Here is a 20,271-nt window from a genome sequence, read left to right on the forward strand (position 1 = left end):
CTACTCCTGCTGCCAACCTGTGCAAAGGGTCTCCTAATTTTATCAATTTTTCAATCCGAAAGGCTGTATCAAATAAACCAAAATCTCTATGTCTTTTAAATCTCTTCATATACAAATATCAGTCTATTATACAAATTTACTGATTTTTAGTGATGCCCTTATGTTTGTTCCCCAAGCACCCATTTTGTATATAATTGTTGTTTAATTATAAATTTCTGTTGTCAATTTAGAGTATCTCAATAAAACAAAAAAGGCTTGGCGTTGTTTGGGGAATTTTATGCCCTTAGTGGTGTTTCCACCGCCACCCTTCAATAGTTGTTTTTTACAACTATTGAAGGGTTTACTGCCCCGTCATAAACGTCCAAGTTACGTTTCCAATCGTATTGGGTTTGCCGTTTTCCGGAGCTGAAATACTGCCTTTCCATTGGCCGTCGGATTGGCGGGTGACAGAAATCGTTCGCCAACTGAATTGTCCTTTTTCGTAGTCAAATGTCTCGCCATCGTCATCGTATAGTTGGTAGTGGCCGGGTTTTTGACCGTAATGACGAATTTCAATAGCCACTTTTTGATTGGGTTTGGGCGCGTGAAGCATGACCTGCATCAGCGGGATGATGCCACCGTCTTTTACAAAAACGGGGATTTTGTCCAATCCCGGCGTTACCGTAATCACTTCGCCTTCGCCGGCCAGTTTTCCCGTGTAAAAATCGTACCATTTTCCTTTGGGCAAAACTACTTTGCGCGAGGTTTGTCCCGTGAACACCGGCGCTACCAACAGGTATTCCCCCGCCATGTATTGGTCTTTGATTTCTTTGCTGACTGCCACCGCGTAGGGATTTTCTTCCAAATTGGTGTTCACCATTTCTTTTTTGACCTCCCCGGTAAAATCAGGTTCGAGGTTCATGGCCCGAAACGGCGGTGTACCTTCAAAATGATACTTGGCAAATTCCGAATACCAGTACGGCATCATGCGCATTCGCAGTTGAGAAATTTCCTTGATTTGTTCGGCTACGTCGGGAAACGTCCACGGTTTGGTACTGCTGGCCCACGCGTTGATCATGGCCATAGGTGAAAAACAAACCGACTGAAACCGCCGTAGCCATTCTTCGCCTGTTTTGGAGGCGCGTACCTCCGGTGTCCACAACGTTCCCGTAAAACCGCTGTTAATCAATCCCGTAATAAAATCTTCGTGACTGTAATTGTCGTTGTAAATCACGTAAGGCAACGACGAAGCACCTGCGTTGGAAGCTCTGACGAGTCCGTAGGTGCGGCGGTTGTATTTATGAAATAAGTCCGTGCTTTGTTTTTGAACCAACACCCCGTACGTCTGCCGTAGTTGTTCCGCATCCAACCCCGACGGAAACGTGGCAACATCCGGCCAAAGCCAGGAATCAAAGCCGTCCACTTCGTCAATTTTATAACCGCCGACACCAATGCTGACGTGGTCTTTTTCAAATTGTCCCCAAAAAATGCTTTGGGCTTTGGGAAGGGTTAAATCAGGAACGGCTCCCACCCAAACCGAATGTGAACCCGTAAAAGGAGTGATTTTGGAATAAATAGACGCATCGGGCGAAACATACGGGTTGGTCCACAGGTTGAGGCGAATGCCTTTGCTAAGCATGTCTTTCACAAATGCCTCGGGTTGCGGAAAACGGGTTTTGTCCCACTCAAACGTACAGGGATAGGATTTGCTTTGCCAGCCGGGCTCCAGCCCGATAAAATCCAGCGGATAGCCTTTTTCTTCAAATTCAAGCGCTTCTTTTTGAACGTCTTTGTCGGAATACAGGCGGTTGACGCGCTGCGTAAAACCCAATCCCCAGCGCGGCGGCAGGCAGCCTCCGCCGTTGAACAGATTAAAACGACGGACGGCTTCCATCGTGGAGGGGCCGCCAAAAACGTACAATTCCACGCCCTCGGCAGGTACCAACATTTCTACGGCATCGGAATACGGTTGCGCCTGCCAATTTTTGTCGGTATTTCGGTCTTGTGCGGGTGGAGGGTTTTTACTGTCGGTTCGCACGGCCGTTCCTGCATACACATCCATGTAGCGGGCGGAATTCACAAAAACTCCGTAGCCTTTGGAAGATACATAAAACGGCACCGGAGCGTGCGTACGGCCATTGTCTTTGTTGCCATAATGGTCCACGTGCAGTTTCAGGATTTTGCCTCGTTGGTGTACGGTCTGAAAATTCAGACCAAAGCCGTAGAGTTGTTCACCTCGATCTAACGGAAACCGCAGATACGTTTTTCCATTTTTTACCCGTATTGAAATATCATTTTTGGACAAAGGAAACGCGGTAGTCCCCAATTTTTTTAAGGCATCACGGTTGGGTTGTGAACCTGCCGCCGTCAAAAGAGTATACGCTTCGGGTTTACCAACCGATACTTTCCAGACGCCGGGGGCTGTTTCTGTCCAATTCAGAGATTGGGCGGAAACAATACGATTTCCTAAAAACAGAAGCAGGAAAAGAAATAATCTCGGGAACAGTTTTGTCATTATTCTAAAACGTTTTTCTTACAAGACGCCCTGACTTCTCACTTACTCTATCTTTCCCTTTTCGATAAAAAATCAAACGAATCAAAAGTAGTAATGAGGTTTTATTGTCCTTATAAGTCTTTAAACCTTAATTAATCAATCAACATGAAGAAATCATATTATTTAAGTCCTTTATTGATGCTGTTGACCGTCTGTATGAGTTTTGTACAGGGTGGGAAAAAAGAAAAATGGATTTCGCTTTTTGACGGCAAATCGTTGGACGGCTGGAAAGTAGGCGAAAATGCAAGTTCATTTAAAGTTGAAAATGGAACCATTGTAGTCAATGGAGACCGAGCTCACTTGTTTTATGATGGTAAAGTGGGAGAGCACAATTTCAAAAATTTTGAATTTAAAGCCCAGGTAATGACCACTCCCGGCTCCAATTCGGGCATGTACTTTCATACCAAATACCAAGAAGGTGGCTGGCCTTCAAAGGGGTATGAAGTGCAGGTGAACAATTCCCATACTGACTGGCGCCGCACGGGAAGTCTCTACGGAATTCAGGACGTGAAAGACGTGTTTGTGGAAGACAACGTGTGGTATACCGAGCAGATTATTGTGCAGGGTAAACACATTACGATTAAAATCAATGACAAGACTGTGGTGGATTATATTGAGCCTGATGAAGTAGGAAATAAGCCCGGCGAAGGAAGAAAAATAAGCAGCGGTACGTTTGCACTTCAGGGCCACGACCCCAAGAGTAAGGTCTTTTACAAAGATATTATGGTAAAACCGCTGGCGGATTAGTAAATCCGTTGATTGGAAATAGTTTATGGTTTCGGGTAGAAATATCCGAAACTTTTTTTTGCCTCAATGATTCCAATCCGGACCATCCAATAAATGTTCCGAATGCGCATCGGGTTCCGGAGAATGAATCGAATGAGTTTCTGTGACGGTTGGAATTTCGGTATACAGGTCGTTATCCCACAAATCGTCAATTGTCTCAATCTCCGGCGTTTCCACCACCTCTATCATTTCGGCCACTTCGATTGTAGATTCAATGGGAGGCGCATTGGGGTCTAAAAAGGTTTGATAAAACGTATCGTTTCGATATTCAAGCGGCTCTCCATCCGAAAATCGCTCAAAAGATTGAGCGACTGTATCCCAATCCTGATGTAAAACGGCTTCCGTAAGGGTGGGAAATTTACTCAAACCAGGGTTGTAGGAAAAATCAAACAAAATATGCTTCTGTTTTTCCGAAAGATTTTCCCACGCAATCATGTCATGGGTAATGTTGCTGTTTTCTTCGGCAAACTGCGCCAACTGGGACCTCATACGCTGTTCGTATTCATCGACCAGCACATGGTCAAACAATGCCTGTTGTTGGTCTTCCGTAATATACAACTCATGACGATGCTCATTCACCCATAGTTGGGCTTCGTCGCCCGTTTTGCCTGCCGCATTCATAAATAATTCGGCCGTTTGCGGTGGAATACCCGCTTTGGTCAAATCTTGGTAAATCTCGGCAGGCGTGCGCCCGCCCATGTCGTAGCCCGGGCCAATCGTAACACCGGACAATCCCCCTGGAAAATGCGGAATGAGACTTTGGCCCTGATGCCCAATCTCTTGGTTGTATGTGAACGCGTACCTTGACATTTGACACTTCATTTAAGATGATAACAAAATTAACATGCTTTACAGGACAATCCCTAACCGTAAACTCAAAAGGTTAAATATCCTTAATTTTTTCAAAACATTGTTTGTTAAACGATTGATAATCAAACTATAAACTACTAACTATAAACTGTAAACCCTAAACTGTAAACTGCAAACCCTAAACCGCAAACTATAAACTGTAAACTTCTACTAACTTTGTGGCGTGAAAAAGTGGCTATATATCGTTTTTTGCGGCTTTTGGTCGATCACTGCTTACGGTCAAATCAGAATGCCGACGAGTGGAACGTTTGGCGGCAACCAACGGGGAGGCGGTGCCGGACAGAGCGGAGGACAGGTCAAGATAGATGACTCTACGAAAGTTATCTATGGGCCTCGTACTGCGCGTTACTTTTTGGAAGAAGATGTGTTCAATAATCACAAGACGCTCTATCAGATTGATACGTCTTATGACGCATTTCATCGGTACAACTTCGTACAGCGGGCTGATTTTCAATTGGTTGATTTAGGTAATTTAGGAACAGCCTCCCGTCCCGTGTTTTATCGCCCCGTGGAGCAGTTGGGTGCTCAATTTGGCTACGATGCCTATACGCCTTACGCCTATCCAAACAACGAAGTTAAGTTTTTTGATACCAAGTCGCCTTACACGAATCTGTACTTGGCCTTGGGGGGATTGGGCCAGAATATTGTCCGTTTTGACCACAGTCAGAACCTATCCCCACGCCTTAATTTGGGAATCAATGCCCAACGATTTACAACCAATAAGTATTTTGGGACCAGCGGCTCGGCAGATCCTCAAAATAATTTGACTCAAAACTGGGGATTTGTATTTCATGGTAACTACCGTTCCAAAGACGAAAAATACCTTGTGATGGGACAGTTCAACCACTTGAATCACAGTGCCTACGAGCAGGGAGGGATGTCGCCCGATACGCTTAATTTTAAAAGAGACGGAAGTATAGAATACAACAATCCCTCCGCTATCCTAAAAACCGCCCAATCGTGGGAACGGCGCAACAATTGGCACATTTTTCAGCAATACGTGTTGGCGCAGGGTTTTCAGGTGTATCATATATTTGACTACAAACGAAGCATCGACATCTACGCCGATAAAGATTTAAGTCAGGCGCAGAAATACGATTTTTACCAAAACTATTACTATAATCAAACGGATACCCGGCAGGATGTAAGTTTTCGGTTATTTGAAAATAAATTTGGTATCAAAGGGCGCTATCAGGGATTCAATTATCGGGCGCACTATCGGCAACGTATTGTCCGGATGACCGGCAGTTATAACACTACGGATAGCACAAGTACCACCGGCACCTATCGTCTGAGTCGTTTTGAGAATTTTGTGGGATTATGGCTGGCTTACTACCTCAAAGACAGCACCCAACGCGCTACCGCCGAGTTTGAATATTTGCTGGGACGGGATTTTAAAGTCAAAGGAGAAGTGGTCAGTAAGTGGTTTACTGCCGGCTATTATTCGGTTTTTTCTTCTCCTACTTTGCTTCAGCAATTATACAACAGCAATCACCTTCGCTGGGATAATACCTCTCGATTGGTCAATTCCAACAACATCTACGGCCAAATTAACCTCAATACCAAACGTATTCGGTTCAGTCCGCGGATAGATTACCATTTGATTAACAACTACTTTTACTACGATACGGCGGCCATAGCCCGACAGTTTACGAGCGCGTTCAGTGTGTTGCGAATAGGAGCCCAGACGGAGTGGCGACCCGGAAAATTTCAGTTTTGGGCGCAGACGTATTATACCTTGGCTTCCAACAATACTATCATTCGGATTCCTCGCTTTTTTGCTAATTTCAGAGCTGCTTTCGATTTCAAGTATTACAATCTTTTCCTACAGGTAGGCGGTGAAATTCACTATAAATCGGCGTATTACGCCGATGCCTATATGCCGCTCACGCAACAGTTTCACCTCCAAAATCGACTTGAAACCGAAGGCGTCGTCTATTCAGAGCTCTTCTTGAATACCCGAATCAACCGGGTGCGGCTGTTTGTAAAAATGGCCAATGCCGCGCAGGGCCTGTTGCAAGGGCTGTTTAATCCGGGTTATTTTTCTACCCCTTATTACCCGGTAGTAGGACGTTCATTGGGATTCGGCCTCAATTGGCCGTTGTTTGACTGATAGTTCGTCTATGATTTCACCCCATTTAGTCGTTTAGACCTTGCATTTGGTCGTTTTTCTCCCTTTTCTAACGGTTTGGGAGCAACATTTGTACTTCAAATATTGTCTTATTGATAATATTCATTTACTATACACAACTCAGATGAAACAAGTTTTTTACATTTTAACAGCCGTTTTAGGTATTGCTTACACTTCACAAGCCCAGTTCCCCGGTGGTATGGGTGGAGGTGGTGGTATGGGCCGGGGAGGAGATCGCAATGGTCCGGGTATGGGACAGCAACAACAGCAGGGCATTCCTGATTTGCCCAAAGGGAATGGACGTATTTCGGGTATTATTGTAGACTCGGTCTCTAATAAGCCCGTTGAATACGCAACCGTAGCCATTTTTGACATCAAAACCAGAAAGCCCATTGATGGAACAGTAACCGATTTGAAAGGTGCATTTTTACTTAAAAGTGTTCCCGACGGTGATTTTAAGTTTGTGGTGAGCTTTATCGGTTATAAAAACTTTGAAATTGCCAAACTGACCATTGGCAAAGGGAATAAAGAGAAAAATTTAGGAAATGTAAGCCTTCCTCCTGACGTGCGTACCCTTGCTGAAGTAACAGTAACGGGTGAAAAAGCATTGATTGAAGATAAAGTGGACCGACTGGTTTATAATGCCGAAAGAGACTTGGCCAATTCGGGAGGAGACGCGGGTGACGTACTTCGAAAAGTGCCGCTGCTATCAGTAGATTTAGATGGAAACGTGTCCATGCGCGGCAGTCAGAACATTCGCGTTTTGATCAATGGCAAACCTTCGACCATTGTGGCCAACAGTGTGGCCGATGCCTTGAAAATGATTCCTTCTGACCAAATCAAAACCGTAGAAGTAATTACCTCACCTTCAGCTAAATATGATGCGGAAGGCTCGGCCGGTATTATAAATATCATTACGAAGAAGAATAATTTACAGGGAATTACCGGTTCGATTGATATTGCCGGGGGAAATCGCGCCAGCAACCTGTTTGGGAACGTTAACCTGCGAACCAAAAAGCTGGGCGTTTCTGTCAATGCAGGTGGGCGTATGATGTACCCGCCCACAGGAGGCTATATTGACATTACCCGTTTGTTGTCAACTGGACAATCATTACGGACGCGTCAGGAAAATAACGGACAACAATTAGGAGGTTTTGGAAATGTACAATTGAGCTTGGATTATACCTTCAATCCTAAAAACAGCTTGACTTACAGTATCCGCAACAGCCGCAGGGCGTTCAATTTGGAAAACAATCAGCAGTCTTATAGCTTTATCAACGGCGGTATCGGAGTTGCTACATTTGGAAATAAGATTGATACCAAAAATATCGGTAACAATTTGGATATGAACCTCGACTACACGCGTAAGTTTGATAAAGAAGGTAAAGAATTCAGTGTTTTAGCACAGTTTAGTGAAAACCGTGGCGACAATAGCTATACACGCGACCAATATCAAGGCGCATCGGTAGGGGAAATCTCTTACCGTGAAAATAACCCGAACAAAAGCTTGACTCAGGAGAAAACGGTGCAGATTGATTATCAGGACCCGTTGACTTCACACGTGCAGATTGAAACGGGTGCTAAGATGATTTTGCGTCATATCGAAAGCGATTATCGTTTCAATTACGACAGCTCTGCTACAGGAAATTATAAAGCAAATCCGTTGCGTACAAACGTATTTAGTTATGATCAAAATGTGTATTCGGCCTATATGTCTTTCCTGTTCCAAACCAAAAACAAGTGGGGCTTTAAACCGGGTGTTCGTTATGAATATACTGAGATTGGTGCCAAGTATCAGGATGCGCCTCCGGTGAATCTGCCAAACTTCGGAACGATTGTGCCGAGTTTGACGGTGTCAAAAAGCTTGAAAGGTGGTAAAACTATTCGTGTAAGCTACAACCGTCGTATTCAGCGACCTTCGATTCAGTTCCTGAACCCGAACGTATCGCAGAGTGATCCATTCAACGTTTCGTTTGGTAATCCGAACTTAAAACCTGAATACACCAACAATTTTGAGATTAACCTGAGCACGTTTTTCAAAACCACTACGCTTAATTTCTCTACCTACGCCCGTATGACCGATGGATCTATTGAAACGGTTCGTTACCGTGGCGGACAGGATTTGTTTAATCAATTGACCAAAGCACAGGGAGTAAGTACAGGCAGTGTAGTTATTAATAATAATACATTGTTGACAACCTTTCAGAATATCGGCAGCAACCGTGCATACGGTGTGAACATATTTGCTATGGTAAAACCGATTACGGGTCTGACAATCAATGGGAACGTGGATGTACGTTACATCATGCTCAACAGCCCTTCGTTGGGTATAAGCAACCAAAACTGGACGTTTAATCTTTTTGGACAGATTCAATATCAATTGGGTAAAAATTGGAGTGCCCAAATGTTTGGTTATGGTCGTGCTCGTGAGATCCAATTGCAGGGTACGCAGGGAGGTTTTATGGGATACAGTTTCAATATCCTGAAAGAGTTCAAAAAACAACAGGCGAGTTTAGGATTCGGTGCTGAAAACTTCCTCCAAAACGCATTTAAGCAACGTACAAACCTAAGCAGCAATACGCCGGGTAATGTCTTTACCCAAGAGCAAGTTAACTACATGTACAACCGTGGTTTCCGAATTACTTTCCGTAAGCGCTTTGGTAAAATGACCTTTGACGGAAATTTCTTCCAACGTAAAAAGAGTGTAAATAACGACGATACCAAACAGGGCGGTGACAACACCAACGATGGTGGTGGACAGGCCGGTGGTGGTGGCGGACGTCGTAATTAGACAGTTTTTCGATTATATCCATCCATGAAAAAAAGCCCTTCCGAATAACATCGGAAAGGGCTTTTTGTTTTTAAGTCTTTTCTTATTTGAATAGTTATTCCACGAAACCTTTTAGTACCTCTGCCGTCAATGGTTGCTTTTCGGGACCTACAAACCTTGACCTGTAAAGTGTACTCATCAAAGCCGTTTCATTGTAAAAAAAGAAAGGAAATTTTCGGTCCGATAAACGAGAACTCAGAAAACGGTTGCAGGATTCTAACAGCGAGTCCTGTGGGAATTCTTCAACAAAAAAATGCAATACTTCTGCCCAAAATACAGTCAATGTTTCATGATAACCACGGCTGCCCGTGTTAGGGGTATCGGTGGTGAGATTAAATGAAATAATACCTGATTTCAGTCGGCAAAGTGCTTCGTACTTCTCATAATTTTTTACGTACCAAATCCCGACAGTTAGGTGAGCGGCGTGCGTCCATTCCGATTTTTTTAGCGTTTTTAAGTTGAATTTTTCTACCAAATTCAGAATTTCTGTTTCACCTTTATAAATTTCACTCATCTCAATATTTCAGTTTTTTGCATCATTTTTTACACTTTATAGCTGGGTAATATTTGGGAAACTCCTCATTTTCAATCAACTGATTTGTTTTCTTTAGATTGAACCTGCTTTAAAATTTGAAGAATTAATTCATTTTGATTTTCCAGATGCATCAAAATAGTTTCGATTTCTATCTCGGCTTTTTTATTTACTAAAAAATCCTGTTCGGCACGCAGTTCTGAATGTTTTGATTGCAGATTTTGTCCTACCATGATCAATGGCATCAGAAAAATCTGAATCATATTTGAAATAAACAGCCATAAAACGAAAGCCGGTTTAGGGTCAAACCGCAGCTTGTCAGGGGCAAGCGTATTCCAGCTTAACCAAATGACTGTCCAACAAAAAATAATCAGAAAGAAGCCCATACTCCCAACATGGTCGGTAATCCATAAAGCGGCTTTGTTGATTTTCGACAATTTCTCTCGATGCTGCCTGTTTATGTTCTTAATGGATTGGTAATTTTTCTTTAAAGTCTCGACTGATGGCAAGCCTTGATGTTTCATATTGGTTAGGCTTTTTAATAGTTTGGAGGATTATGAACAGTCAATCAGTATATTCTACTATCAAGCTGGATATATATTTCTGATGTATTCTACTGAATTTGTTATCATTGTTTTCAGCACTTTACTATCAATATCCGCTAATTTTTTTACGTAAATACACGCTTTGGCGGCCTTATGTTTGCCGAATTTTTTCAATAGTTCATCCTTACCGTTAAAATTAAAAAGATACAAACTTATGGCATCCTTGCGTGGAGAAAAGCCTACAAGCGGTGCGTCACCTTCGTGTCCGCTGGCATATTTATAATGATAACTGCCAAAACCAATGATACTTGGCCCCCACATTTTCGGCTCAAACCCTGTTTGGGCTTGCATGAGTTTGATTAGAGAGTAACTGTCATCCCGTTTTGTTTCATCTTCAATGGAACTGATAAAGTCTGTTACGCTCCTTTCCGTCTGAGTTGTTTTGTTCTTTGCCATGGTTGATTTAGAGTTTGAGATAAAGTATTCAAATTACTCAAAAAACTGCGCATGAAAATTCATCATAAACACTTCGTCGGTAGCCCGGGTCACCGCAGTATAAAGCCAACGGATAAATTCTTTGTTGACCTGCTCCTCGGGCAAATACCCCTGATTGACGAAGACAGACTTCCACTGCCCACCCTGTGATTTATGGCAAGTGAGCGCGTAGGCGAATTTTACCTGCAGGGCATTCAGGTACACATCCTGACGAATGGCTTCATTGCGGACTTTTTTGGATTTCAGGTAAATGTAATCCTGTAATACGGCTTCGTATAAACGTTTGCTTTCTTCCTGACTCATCGACGGACTGGGAGAGTGGAGTGTATCCAGAAAAATCTTCGCTTCAAACGGAGGCTGCTCCTCATAGTCAAGGAGTTGAAGCTCAACGGTCGCAAATCGAAAACCATGTACTTCCTCTTCTTTACGGATGCGTTTTACTTCTACGAAATCCCCGTTTGCTAAAAAGCCAGCGGGTGATTCTTCATCCAGAACCGTATAATTGTTACGAACAATCATCAATAAATCTCCCGCTTCCAATTCTTCCTCGGCCGCGTTGATTTGGCGACGTACAAATTGATTGAGCTGTACAGCTTCGCGATTGGAGCGGGTAATGATGGTGACGTTTTCGCGCCCGTGCTTTTCGTAAGCATAGCGCAGGCCATCTTCCAGACGGTCGCTGGGCATTTTATAAAAATCCCTCAACCCTTTCGTTTGGAGTTGAATATTGAGTTTTTCAAGGGGAAGTACGTCACGTAGATGAGTTGCATTTCGTAGAATTCCTGAATCTTGACCTTGGCGGGTTACTTCCGTGAGTTCCTGCTCGTACACACTCATGTAAAACGTACTTTCGAGCAAAGCTTTATCAAGTGCCGGACTCAGGTCACGGTTGATAGGTGGTAGCTGGGCTACATCGCCTACAATCAAAAGTTTATTGCCGATTCCTTCAAAAACGTATTCTATCAAATCATATAGCAATCCCCGTGAACCAAACTCAGCTTCGTCCGAAATCATGGAAGCTTCATCCACGATAAAAAGCGTATCGCGGTGCTTGTTGGATTGCCGTTCAAAATGCAAAGAACCCGTGTAAGCATCGGCTACCTGTCGGTATATTTTTTTGTGAATAGTCAGTGCTTTTTTTCGGGAATAATTAGCCATTACCTTGGCGGCGCGACCTGTAGGAGCAAGAAGTACGGTTTTGAATCCCAGCTTCCCTATGACATTTATAACGGTACTAATCAGCGTAGTTTTACCCGTTCCTGCGTAGCCTTTCAGCAAAAAACAGTCACGCAGATTTTCGTCTTCCAGAAATTCAGCTATTTTTATGAAAAAATGTTCTTGGCCGGAAGTAGGTTGATGTGGAAAGCTTTTTTTTAATAAAGCCGCCGGGGAGACGTTGGAGGTTTCTTTCATGTATCCAAAACTACAGCAGGAATGTAAATTTAGCAACATTAAAAAATTATTCCTTTGGAAAAATTTTCATTTTTTTAGAAAAAATTCTAATTTCATCGCCTTTTTACTTTAAATCCTTTCCAGATAGCTTTTCTCTATTTCCTAACTTTTAACTTTCAAACTCAACCACTACAATGAAAATTAAGAACGTATTACGCGACAAATCTCGCAATGCTATTTTTTCGGTCACTTCGGAAACTACCGTATATGAGGCATTGGAGCAAATGGCCGAAAAAAACATCGGAGCCGTGCTGGTGATTGACGAAGGACAACTGGTAGGGATTTTTTCTGAGCGCGACTATGCCCGTAAGGGGATTCTGAAAGGCCGTGCTTCGCAACAAACCCTCATCAAGGACGTAATGACTTCCAAACTGATTACCGTTACTTCGGAGCAAAAATTGGAAGAAGCCATGGTTATCATGTCGGAGAAACACATTCGTCACTTACCCGTAGTAGATGAGGGTGAATTGATTGGAATCATTTCGATCAATGATGTGGTATCAAGTATTATAAAGGAGCAGAAAGCGCGCATCGAATCGTTGGAAAGCTATATTTCAGGTAGCCCTTATTGATATATCATTATCTTTGCAGCCCTGTACGGAGTGAAAAGCTGATGACTCAGGAGGAACACCGGCGATAAACGATTAACAGATAACTGTAAAATTGGAAAAGGCGCGAGAAGAAGTAGCCCGTTTATACGGCAATCGCTTACGAATAAGAGTATGCGGTATTTGCATTGAAAATGACGAAATTTTGATGATAAGTCATCGCGGTGTTGGCAATACTGATACATTTTGGTGCCCCCCTGGAGGGGGAATGCAGTTTGAGGAAAGGACTCATGAGGCACTTCGGCGAGAATTCAAAGAAGAAACAGGATTAGAGGTTGAGGTGGGAAACTTGTTGTTTGTCAATGAGTTTATGCAACCGCCGTTGCATGCACTGGAGTTGTTCTTTGAAGTGAAAATTACGGGAGGGCGTTTACATCTCGGTACCGACCCGGAGATGACGGAAGCCAATCAAATTATTCAGGAAGCACGTTGGATGAGTTTTGAAGACGTAAAAAGATACCCGGCCAATGAAGTACACTCGCTGTTTAAATACTGCGGCAGTTTAGCGGATATTTATCAGTTAAAGGGGTATTTGGGTACGTATGAGGTTAACCGCAGCGATAGAAACATAGGACACATCGTTTATTCATAACTAATGATTGCTACGCAGGCTGCTATAACTCCTTTATTGGAGATAAGAGATGAAAAATTTGATTCCGAAAAATGCGCGGAATACGAATTGATGATAGAATTGGGAGCCGAAAGATTACGTTTCTTTGCGTTGGAAAGCGCAAACAAACGGGTTTTGTGCTTAGAGGACTACTCTATAGGAGGGTTGCCGAATGATAAAAAATGGGCTGTTTGGCTGGGTCAATTGTTTCAGGAGCACTCTTTTCTGGGAAGTAATCTCTGGAAAAATGTAGTAGTATGCTTCAATACGCCTTCGTTCACGCTTATTCCCGATGTTTATTTTCGCAAAGAATATGCCGCCGGTTATTTAGCTCTGGTTCGGGGCGAAGTAGCGGAAAGTGAGCAAGTGTTGCACCAGGAAGTAAAAAGGCTGGAGGCTCGGAATGTATTTACCGTCGACAAAGAACTGTGGGAGTGGATTCTTAATACGTATGCTTTGCAACTTCCTACGTTTGTACATCAAACCAGTGCTTTAATTGAAGGAGCGCTGACTTTATCGGCTTTGGAAAAAAATAATACCATACTGACATTTCATTTTGAAGACGATTTTTTAACTCTCACACTGGCACGACGGGAACAGCTGTTGTATTGTAATAAATTTGGATACAAAACGGCTTCTGATATGGGCTATTTTGTCATGTTTGTCCTGGACTCATTGCAATTAACGCCCGAAAATGTACGTTGCTATTTGTACGGGGAAATTACTCTTTACTCAGAAGATTATCAGATGCTTCAGAAATTTTTGCCTTATCTTCTATTTGGTAAAAATCCGAAAAAATTGGCTTTGGGAACTGCATTTGAAGATTTACCTGAACATCGTTATTTTAGTTTGTACAACCTCTTTTTTGCGACACAAACCCTTAAAAAATGAATAAGCGCATCGCCCTTTTTCCGGGGTCGTTTGATCCTTTTACCAAAGGTCACGAAGACATTGTACTACGAGGATTACACATTTTTGATGAAATTATCGTCGGAATAGGGCATAATTCCAACAAAAAACGCTATTTCCCTTTAGAGGTGATGCAGCATTTGATTGAAAACACATTTGAGGCTTATCCCCAAATCAGTACCATAACGTATGATGACTTAACCGCCAACATTGCCCGTCAGTTAGGGGCGCGGTTTCTGTTGAGAGGATTAAGGAATACAACTGACTTTGAATACGAAAACAGCATTTCGCAAGTCAACCGCCATGTGTATGAAGAAGTCGAAACGGTTTTCCTGATTACTTCTCCCCATTTAGCTCCCATCAGTTCGACGATTATCCGTGAACTGCATAAGTATGGACATAATGTAGATGAGTTCCTGCCTTATAAACTCTCTGAATCTACCATCTTGGCGTAGCCTTTTTGTCTCCTTTGGTGGCTTCTGGATCATATTTTACAAAAATATTAATCCAAAGCAGTCGCCCCCATCTAAAAAATAAAGGCTGGGAGCCAATGATCAGAGGTATGAGGATGGCTAAAACGTAGAAAATGTTGATTTCCAAGATGACAACGCAACTCACAAAAACTGCAGTAATCAGTGCGGTATAGAGGGCGTAGCTTCCATACATTCCTCCCACATAAAAACCCGGTTCGCGCTCAAAAGGCTCATTGCATATTTCACAATGATCGTTCATTTTATCAAACTGCTTCAAACTAAAGGGATTATTGGTCTTGAAAAATTGTCCTTTTTGACAGCGGGGGCACTTATTGTTCAGAATACTGTATAGTTTGGTTCCTTTTAGCATAGCATTGCATACGATTGATCAAATGTACAACAATGCACTAAAAAGAAAGGTATATTTTAGGAAAGTTACAGCAAATGTTGATTGAGTAATCCTTTTTCAACCGATTGAGCAAACGTTTTTGAGCGCAATGCTTCGCGCGCGTGGCCCCAATCGCGGGAGTTATGTACGTTGCTTCCTACAAATGAAACCAAACCTTCACTAACCAGCCGTTCGGCCAATGTTCGGGTGGCTTGATGAGTGCTTTGCCACGAACCCAAGTTGACTTGAAATAAGACACCTTTTTGACTCAAACTCCGTACTTTTTCAAAATCCTGCTGTAAATAATGATAGCGTTCTGGATGTGCCAATACAGGAATTAAATTACGTTGCTGTACGAGGTCAATGGCTTCTTCCAAAAAGGAAGGCATTCCGACGATGCTTGTTTCTAAAAGTAAATAGGTGTCATTAATAGGCAGAAGAGTTTGGTTGTTTTCCAGCGTTGAAAGGAATGAAACGTCTAAATAATATTCAGCAGCGACTTCCAATTCAATCGAAATACAGCGACGAATCAATTCAGCACGGAGGTGCTTTTGCGCCTGTAAAATGTCTGAAACACTGTTTTGGTAATAATCTCCCATAATGTGAGGAGTGGCTATTACTTTACGAATGCCATACATGGACATTTCCTGTAATAGAGATATACTTTCATCGAGTGTTTCGGGACCATTGTCTAATGCGGGTAAAATATGAGCGTGCGTATCCACCAAAAAAGGAGGAAAACGGGAGATTCCTGTGGCGCTTCGGTTACGTTGTAGGAAAGAAAAATTCATAGATAGTTACAATTCGCTTCGAGAAAAACTTTCTTTAGATAGTTTTATCTTTCCACGAATTGTGCCAAAGTAACCGAGGGGAAAAAATAAATGCAGAAATAGCCATTATTGGTATGTCCGCGACTTTGTGGACATTCTGCGGGTAATTGGTATGCTAATTGCTAAGAAAGTGCCTGCTTGAAATAGGCCTTAAAAGTGGACAATTGCAGGTCTTTCTGGGATACAATTGGATTGGAAACCTGCCAGTTTATGTTAATATCCGGGTCGTTCCAAATGATACCTCCCTCAGAAGCTTTATGGTACAGATTGGTACACTTATAAATGAAAATAGAATCTTCCAATGCGGCAAATCCGTGGGCAAAACCTTCAGGTAGGTAAAAAATATTGCCGCGCTCAGCCTCTAATTCTATTGCCTCGTATTGTCCAAAAGTGGGGGAGTCGGGGCGAATGTCAACGGCAATGTCCAGCACACGGCCCATAATGACTCGTACCAATTTCCCCTGAGCATAAGGTTCACGTTGAAAATGTAAACCTCTGACGACCCCTTTTTTTGAAAAAGATTGATTATCCTGAACAAAGTGGGTAGGTAAGCCGTGGGCTTCAAACTCTTGTTTATTATAAGTCTCAAAAAAAGACCCTCTTTCATCTTTATAAACCGTTGGTATAATTTCTACCAGCCCTTCGAGCGATTTTTTGATAACTTGCATCTGTGAGTTGTAATTGATAACCTGAACAAATTTAGATAAATTGAGCGAATGTCGAAAAAAAGAATATATTGGACTTGTCAAATAGCAGGGTGGACCGTACTCATGTTCTATGAATTATGGGTTTATACGTTTGAATATGGGTTCAGTTGGGAGATGTTTTTTTTCGCTATCGCAAATATTTTAGTATGTGTGTTACTCACCCATTTCTATCGCCTGATTGTCCGTGAACGCAACTGGGTCAGTCTTCCGCTTTTTCGATTAGGGGCACGGGTTATATTTTCAGGACTGTTGTTAGGGTTCATCATGACGCTTATCAATTTCCCGATTGATGTACGTACCCTGCACGAGGTATTTACCAGTGAACCTTTCTTATTTTTAGACCAGTGGCTGTCGTGGAGTAAAAGTATGTTTATGTGGGTATTAAGCTACACGATCTATCATTACGTAGAGAACATGCGTGCGACGGAAATTGAGAAAATTTTGTTGAAAACCTCTGTCAATGATACCGAAGCGAAAGTGCTGCGTTCGCAATTGAATCCTCATTTTGTTTTTAATGCACTAAATTCCATACGGGCACTGATTTCGGAAAATCCCGCCAAAGCGCAACAGGGAATCACCCAATTGTCAAATATTTTGCGTAATTCGCTCTTGGCTGACCGTCGCAAAACCGTAGAATTGCGCGAAGAACTGAAAACGGTAGAAGATTATTTGAGTTTAGAAAAAGTGCGTTATGAGGACCGATTGACGGCAGATTTCCACATTGATCCTAAAACTATTTATTTGCAAATGCCTCCCATGATGCTTCAAACGCTGGTGGAAAATGCGATAAAACATGGGGTTCAAAAAGCGGTGCATGGAGGATTTGTGCAAATTACTTCTTTTTTGGAAAACGATTATGTGCATATTCATATCCGCAATACCGGAGTTTTGATAAAAAAAGAAACAGATTTAGATAACCAAAAAGAAGCCGGCGGCTTTGGCCTGAAAAATACAGAACGTCGTTTGCAACTGATTTACGGAGAAGATGCGGCTCGTTTCAGAATTTTTCAGGAATCTGAAGAGGTAGTTCGGGCCGAGCTTATTTTGCCTATTCAAACCGAAGGAGTCTTTAGGAACAGTCCCGCAGCAGCCAATAAAAAGACCACAATAAAAAGTCAATAATTCATAATTATTGGGACAAATCACCAATCAATAACCACCAATCACTAACTTAATGAAAGCCCTTATTATTGACGACGAAAGGCTGGCGCGTAACGAATTGCGCCGCCTGCTCGAAAATTTCCCCAAAATTGAAATTGTAGGTGAAGCAGCCAATGCCGATGACGCCATAAAAATGGTGGAAGACCTCCGCCCCGATTTGCTGTTTTTGGATATTCAAATGCCCGGTAAAAACGGATTTGAACTGCTGGAAGCCTTAGAAGATGATACCATTCCAGAAGTGATTTTTACGACAGCCTACGATGAATATGCCCTCAAAGCATTTCAATACAACGCGTTGGATTACATTTTAAAACCAATTGATTTGCCACGTTTGGGTGAAGCTGTTCATCGGGTTTTTGAAGAATTTGACCGCAAACATGAGCATGATTCCATTGCCGAGCGTAAAATGTTGGGCGAAAATGATCAGGTTTTCATCAAAGACGGTGAAAAATGCTGGTTTGTAAAGTTGGGCAAAGTACGCCTCTTTGAATCCATGGGCAACTACGTTCGTCTGCATTTTGATGACCAAAAACCATTGGTACTTAAATCATTGAATGCGTTGGAAGAACGTCTCGACCCTGTTTCGTTTTTTCGGGCAAACCGCAAACACATCATTAATCTTCAATGGATCGACAAAATTGAGCCTTGGTTTTCGGGTGGGCTTTTGGTGACGTTAAGAGGAAGTGGCGAGAAAATCGAGATTTCGCGCCGTCAGGCCATTCGTTTTAAAGATATGTTGAGCCTGTAAAAGATAGGGTTTACTGTTTCAAGATTTGCTGTTGAAAAGTATAATCTCTCCAAACCTAAAAACTGTAAACCCTAAACTATCAACTAAACTAACTTTATATCCATTGATTTCCCGCTTTTACGGCTTGCTTCGGCCATAAAGCCCATGACGTGGCTTTCGATGGAAGCATCAATGGTAGACGTCAGCAAAGCACGATTATTTTGAGCCACCGCCTGTACGAAGTTCTGCATCAAGCCATGGTCACCGCCGCCGTGTCCTGAATTATTGAATTCTTTCTGTTCACTTGCTTTCCATGTCGTCACTTCTTTGGTGCGAAAATCGGTTACTTTAATTAAGTCATTATCGCCTTCCACTTCGCCCATACTGAACATCACGCGGGTTTTACGGGCTTCCCATGCCGTGAAGGCTTCCAAGCCAAAAGTGGCTAAAATACCGTTGCTGAATTGAAAAATACTCGTATAATGGTCGGGTTGGTCGTTGTTCATTCGGTATACGCAACGGCCATAATTGGAAGTTTTGAGTCGTTCCAAAATCGCCGGACCCTGCAAGGCCGGGTCTTCGGGAACATCCAATACATGAATGCGTTTTTTCTGTTCGTAGTAAACTTTGATGGCTGAAAAAGGGCATTCCCGCTCTACTTTGCAGCCTTCTACGCAACGTTCGGTACTACCCGCAGGAGCGTTTTCCAGCTTAAACCATTTGAGATTTCCGTAAGCCGACACTGTTTTCGCGGGTTTATTGGCAATCCAGCGCATGATATCTAAGTCATGGCAGGATTTTGCCAAAATGATTGGGTTGGTTTTTTCGGCTTCGTGCCAATTACCGCGTACGTACGAGTGCGCCATGTGGACGTGTTCAATGCCTTCCAGGTGATTGATACTCATCATGGTGCCCAACGTACCCGAATCGCAGATTTCTTTCAACTTTCGGAAATAAGCCGTATAACGCAGGACGTGGCAAACGGCAATGATACTTTTTGATTTTTTCGTGGCAGCCAAAATATCCAAACATTCCTGCATGGAAGGAGAAATGGGCTTTTCGAGTAATATGTTGTACCCCATTTCCAGTGCCTTCATGGCCGGGCCGTAGTGAAGCGTGTCGGGCGTGGAAATGATGACGGCATCGGCAAATTTGGGTACTTTAAACACATCTTCCCACGTAACAAAGCGGTGATTGGCTTCGATACCATGGGTTTTGGCAAAGCGCTCATTGCGAAATTCATTCGGCTCCGCCACGCCTACCATTTTGACGTCCCCCGGATAGGCCACTGCGTATCGACCGTACACATTGCCCCGATTTCCTGCACCCAACACAATGGCCGTAATGGGCTGAGCGAGTGAGATATAGTTGGGGTTTTCGGGAAATGTTATTTCTCGGATTTCGTTGGCTTGGGCAGGGGTGGCTAATGTCGCAGCACCGGCTGTCAATCCAAGAGTTTTAAGTAAATCGCGTCGGTTAAGAGTGGGCATTGGAGTAGTAGAAAGTAGCTAAGCGCATTAGTGGAACAAGATTGAAATAAAAAGGTATCTTTTTATTTTTAATGCCAAGATAAGGGTTAATCGGCAAAAAGCATCAAAAGGGGGAGGGCTTTTTGTGCTACTATAAGTAAGTAAAATTAGAAGGCGTGGCGTTTTACAAATGGTCGTTTGTAAAATGCCATAAA

The 20,271-nt window shown here is 42.8% G+C and carries 19 protein-coding genes; 9 read left to right on the forward strand and 10 right to left on the reverse strand.

Annotated elements, in window-relative coordinates; translation table 11 throughout:
- Nucleotides 1–340 precede the first annotated feature (340 nt).
- Nucleotides 341–2,494, reverse strand: a complete 2,154-nt coding sequence (locus Q0081_RS01920; RefSeq protein ID WP_298348631.1) for a TIM-barrel domain-containing protein — start codon at nt 2,492–2,494, stop codon at nt 341–343.
- Between the two features lie 144 nt (nt 2,495–2,638).
- Here Q0081_RS01920 and Q0081_RS01925 point away from each other — a divergent pair, with 144 nt between their 5' ends.
- Nucleotides 2,639–3,280, forward strand: a complete 642-nt coding sequence (locus tag Q0081_RS01925) for a DUF1080 domain-containing protein (protein WP_298348633.1) — start codon at nt 2,639–2,641, stop codon at nt 3,278–3,280.
- A gap of 63 nt (nt 3,281–3,343) precedes the next feature.
- Here the strand turns inward: Q0081_RS01925 and Q0081_RS01930 are convergent, their stop codons facing one another.
- Complete coding sequence (locus Q0081_RS01930; protein ID WP_298348635.1) at nt 3,344–4,129, reverse strand: pesticin C-terminus-like muramidase; 786 nt, start codon at nt 4,127–4,129, stop codon at nt 3,344–3,346.
- A 223-nt stretch (nt 4,130–4,352) separates the two neighbouring features.
- On the opposite strand from Q0081_RS01930, the gene Q0081_RS01935 reads away from it, so the two are divergent.
- Nucleotides 4,353–6,302: a putative porin gene (locus Q0081_RS01935; protein WP_298348636.1), complete on the forward strand. Its 1,950-nt coding sequence runs from the start codon at nt 4,353–4,355 to the stop codon at nt 6,300–6,302.
- Between the two features lie 142 nt (nt 6,303–6,444).
- Nucleotides 6,445–9,111 (forward strand): TonB-dependent receptor domain-containing protein, encoded by a 2,667-nt coding sequence (locus Q0081_RS01940; protein ID WP_298348637.1) that lies wholly within the window; start codon nt 6,445–6,447, stop codon nt 9,109–9,111.
- A 94-nt stretch (nt 9,112–9,205) separates the two neighbouring features.
- Here the strand turns inward: Q0081_RS01940 and Q0081_RS01945 are convergent, their stop codons facing one another.
- The 4 genes from Q0081_RS01945 to Q0081_RS01960 all read right to left on the reverse strand — a co-directional run bounded on the left by Q0081_RS01945 (nt 9,206) and on the right by Q0081_RS01960 (nt 12,135).
- Nucleotides 9,206–9,664 carry a hypothetical protein gene (locus Q0081_RS01945; protein WP_298348638.1) on the reverse strand — a complete coding sequence of 153 codons (459 nt, stop codon included), beginning with the start codon at nt 9,662–9,664 and terminating at the stop codon, nt 9,206–9,208.
- 71 nt (nt 9,665–9,735) lie between these two features.
- Nucleotides 9,736–10,206 (reverse strand): DUF1003 domain-containing protein, encoded by a 471-nt coding sequence (locus tag Q0081_RS01950; protein WP_298348639.1) that lies wholly within the window; start codon nt 10,204–10,206, stop codon nt 9,736–9,738.
- Nucleotides 10,207–10,266: 60 nt separating this feature from the next.
- On the reverse strand, nt 10,267–10,683 hold the full coding sequence (locus tag Q0081_RS01955; protein ID WP_298348640.1) for a DUF1801 domain-containing protein: 417 nt from the start codon (nt 10,681–10,683) through the stop codon (nt 10,267–10,269).
- Between the two features lie 33 nt (nt 10,684–10,716).
- Nucleotides 10,717–12,135, reverse strand: coding sequence for an ATP-dependent RecD-like DNA helicase (locus tag Q0081_RS01960; protein WP_298348642.1), 1,419 nt, complete (start codon nt 12,133–12,135; stop codon nt 10,717–10,719).
- 173 nt (nt 12,136–12,308) lie between these two features.
- Between Q0081_RS01960 and Q0081_RS01965 the strand changes: the two genes are divergently transcribed.
- The 4 genes from Q0081_RS01965 (at nt 12,309) to coaD (ending at nt 14,756) form a co-directional block, all read left to right on the forward strand.
- Nucleotides 12,309–12,746, forward strand: coding sequence for a CBS domain-containing protein (locus tag Q0081_RS01965; protein ID WP_298348644.1), 438 nt, complete (start codon nt 12,309–12,311; stop codon nt 12,744–12,746).
- Between the two features lie 91 nt (nt 12,747–12,837).
- Nucleotides 12,838–13,374: an NUDIX domain-containing protein gene (locus Q0081_RS01970; protein WP_298348646.1), complete on the forward strand. Its 537-nt coding sequence runs from the start codon at nt 12,838–12,840 to the stop codon at nt 13,372–13,374.
- Nucleotides 13,375–13,377: 3 nt separating this feature from the next.
- The gene (locus tag Q0081_RS01975; RefSeq protein ID WP_298348648.1) at nt 13,378–14,283 is read left to right on the forward strand and encodes a DUF3822 family protein; all 906 of its coding nucleotides are present in this window, start codon (nt 13,378–13,380) and stop codon (nt 14,281–14,283) included.
- Nucleotides 14,280–14,756 carry a pantetheine-phosphate adenylyltransferase gene (gene coaD, locus Q0081_RS01980; protein WP_298348650.1) on the forward strand — a complete coding sequence of 159 codons (477 nt, stop codon included), beginning with the start codon at nt 14,280–14,282 and terminating at the stop codon, nt 14,754–14,756. Before Q0081_RS01975 ends, coaD begins: the two co-directional genes overlap by 4 nt.
- Here the strand turns inward: coaD and Q0081_RS01985 are convergent.
- The 3 genes from Q0081_RS01985 to rfbC form a co-directional block, all read right to left on the reverse strand.
- A complete protein-coding gene (locus tag Q0081_RS01985; protein WP_298348652.1) occupies nt 14,740–15,144 on the reverse strand; it encodes a DUF983 domain-containing protein in 405 nt (134 codons plus the stop codon). The genes coaD and Q0081_RS01985 overlap by 17 nt on opposite strands.
- Before the next feature lie 65 nt (nt 15,145–15,209).
- The gene (locus tag Q0081_RS01990) at nt 15,210–15,953 is read right to left on the reverse strand and encodes a tyrosine-protein phosphatase (protein ID WP_298348654.1); all 744 of its coding nucleotides are present in this window, start codon (nt 15,951–15,953) and stop codon (nt 15,210–15,212) included.
- Nucleotides 15,954–16,114: 161 nt separating this feature from the next.
- On the reverse strand, nt 16,115–16,660 hold the full coding sequence (gene rfbC / locus Q0081_RS01995; protein WP_298348656.1) for a dTDP-4-dehydrorhamnose 3,5-epimerase: 546 nt from the start codon (nt 16,658–16,660) through the stop codon (nt 16,115–16,117).
- A gap of 48 nt (nt 16,661–16,708) precedes the next feature.
- Between rfbC and Q0081_RS02000 the strand changes: the two genes are divergently transcribed.
- Both Q0081_RS02000 and Q0081_RS02005 read left to right on the forward strand, forming a co-directional pair.
- The gene (locus Q0081_RS02000) at nt 16,709–17,821 is read left to right on the forward strand and encodes a sensor histidine kinase (RefSeq protein ID WP_298348658.1); all 1,113 of its coding nucleotides are present in this window, start codon (nt 16,709–16,711) and stop codon (nt 17,819–17,821) included.
- A gap of 52 nt (nt 17,822–17,873) precedes the next feature.
- Nucleotides 17,874–18,608, forward strand: coding sequence for a LytTR family DNA-binding domain-containing protein (locus Q0081_RS02005; RefSeq protein WP_298348660.1), 735 nt, complete (start codon nt 17,874–17,876; stop codon nt 18,606–18,608).
- Between the two features lie 83 nt (nt 18,609–18,691).
- Here the strand turns inward: Q0081_RS02005 and Q0081_RS02010 are convergent, their stop codons facing one another.
- Complete coding sequence (locus tag Q0081_RS02010; protein ID WP_298348662.1) at nt 18,692–20,077, reverse strand: Gfo/Idh/MocA family oxidoreductase; 1,386 nt, start codon at nt 20,075–20,077, stop codon at nt 18,692–18,694.
- Between the last annotated feature and the right edge of the window lie 194 nt (nt 20,078–20,271).

This window comes from Runella sp. (assembly GCF_027484545.1).
GTDB lineage: Bacteria > Bacteroidota > Bacteroidia > Cytophagales > Spirosomataceae > Runella.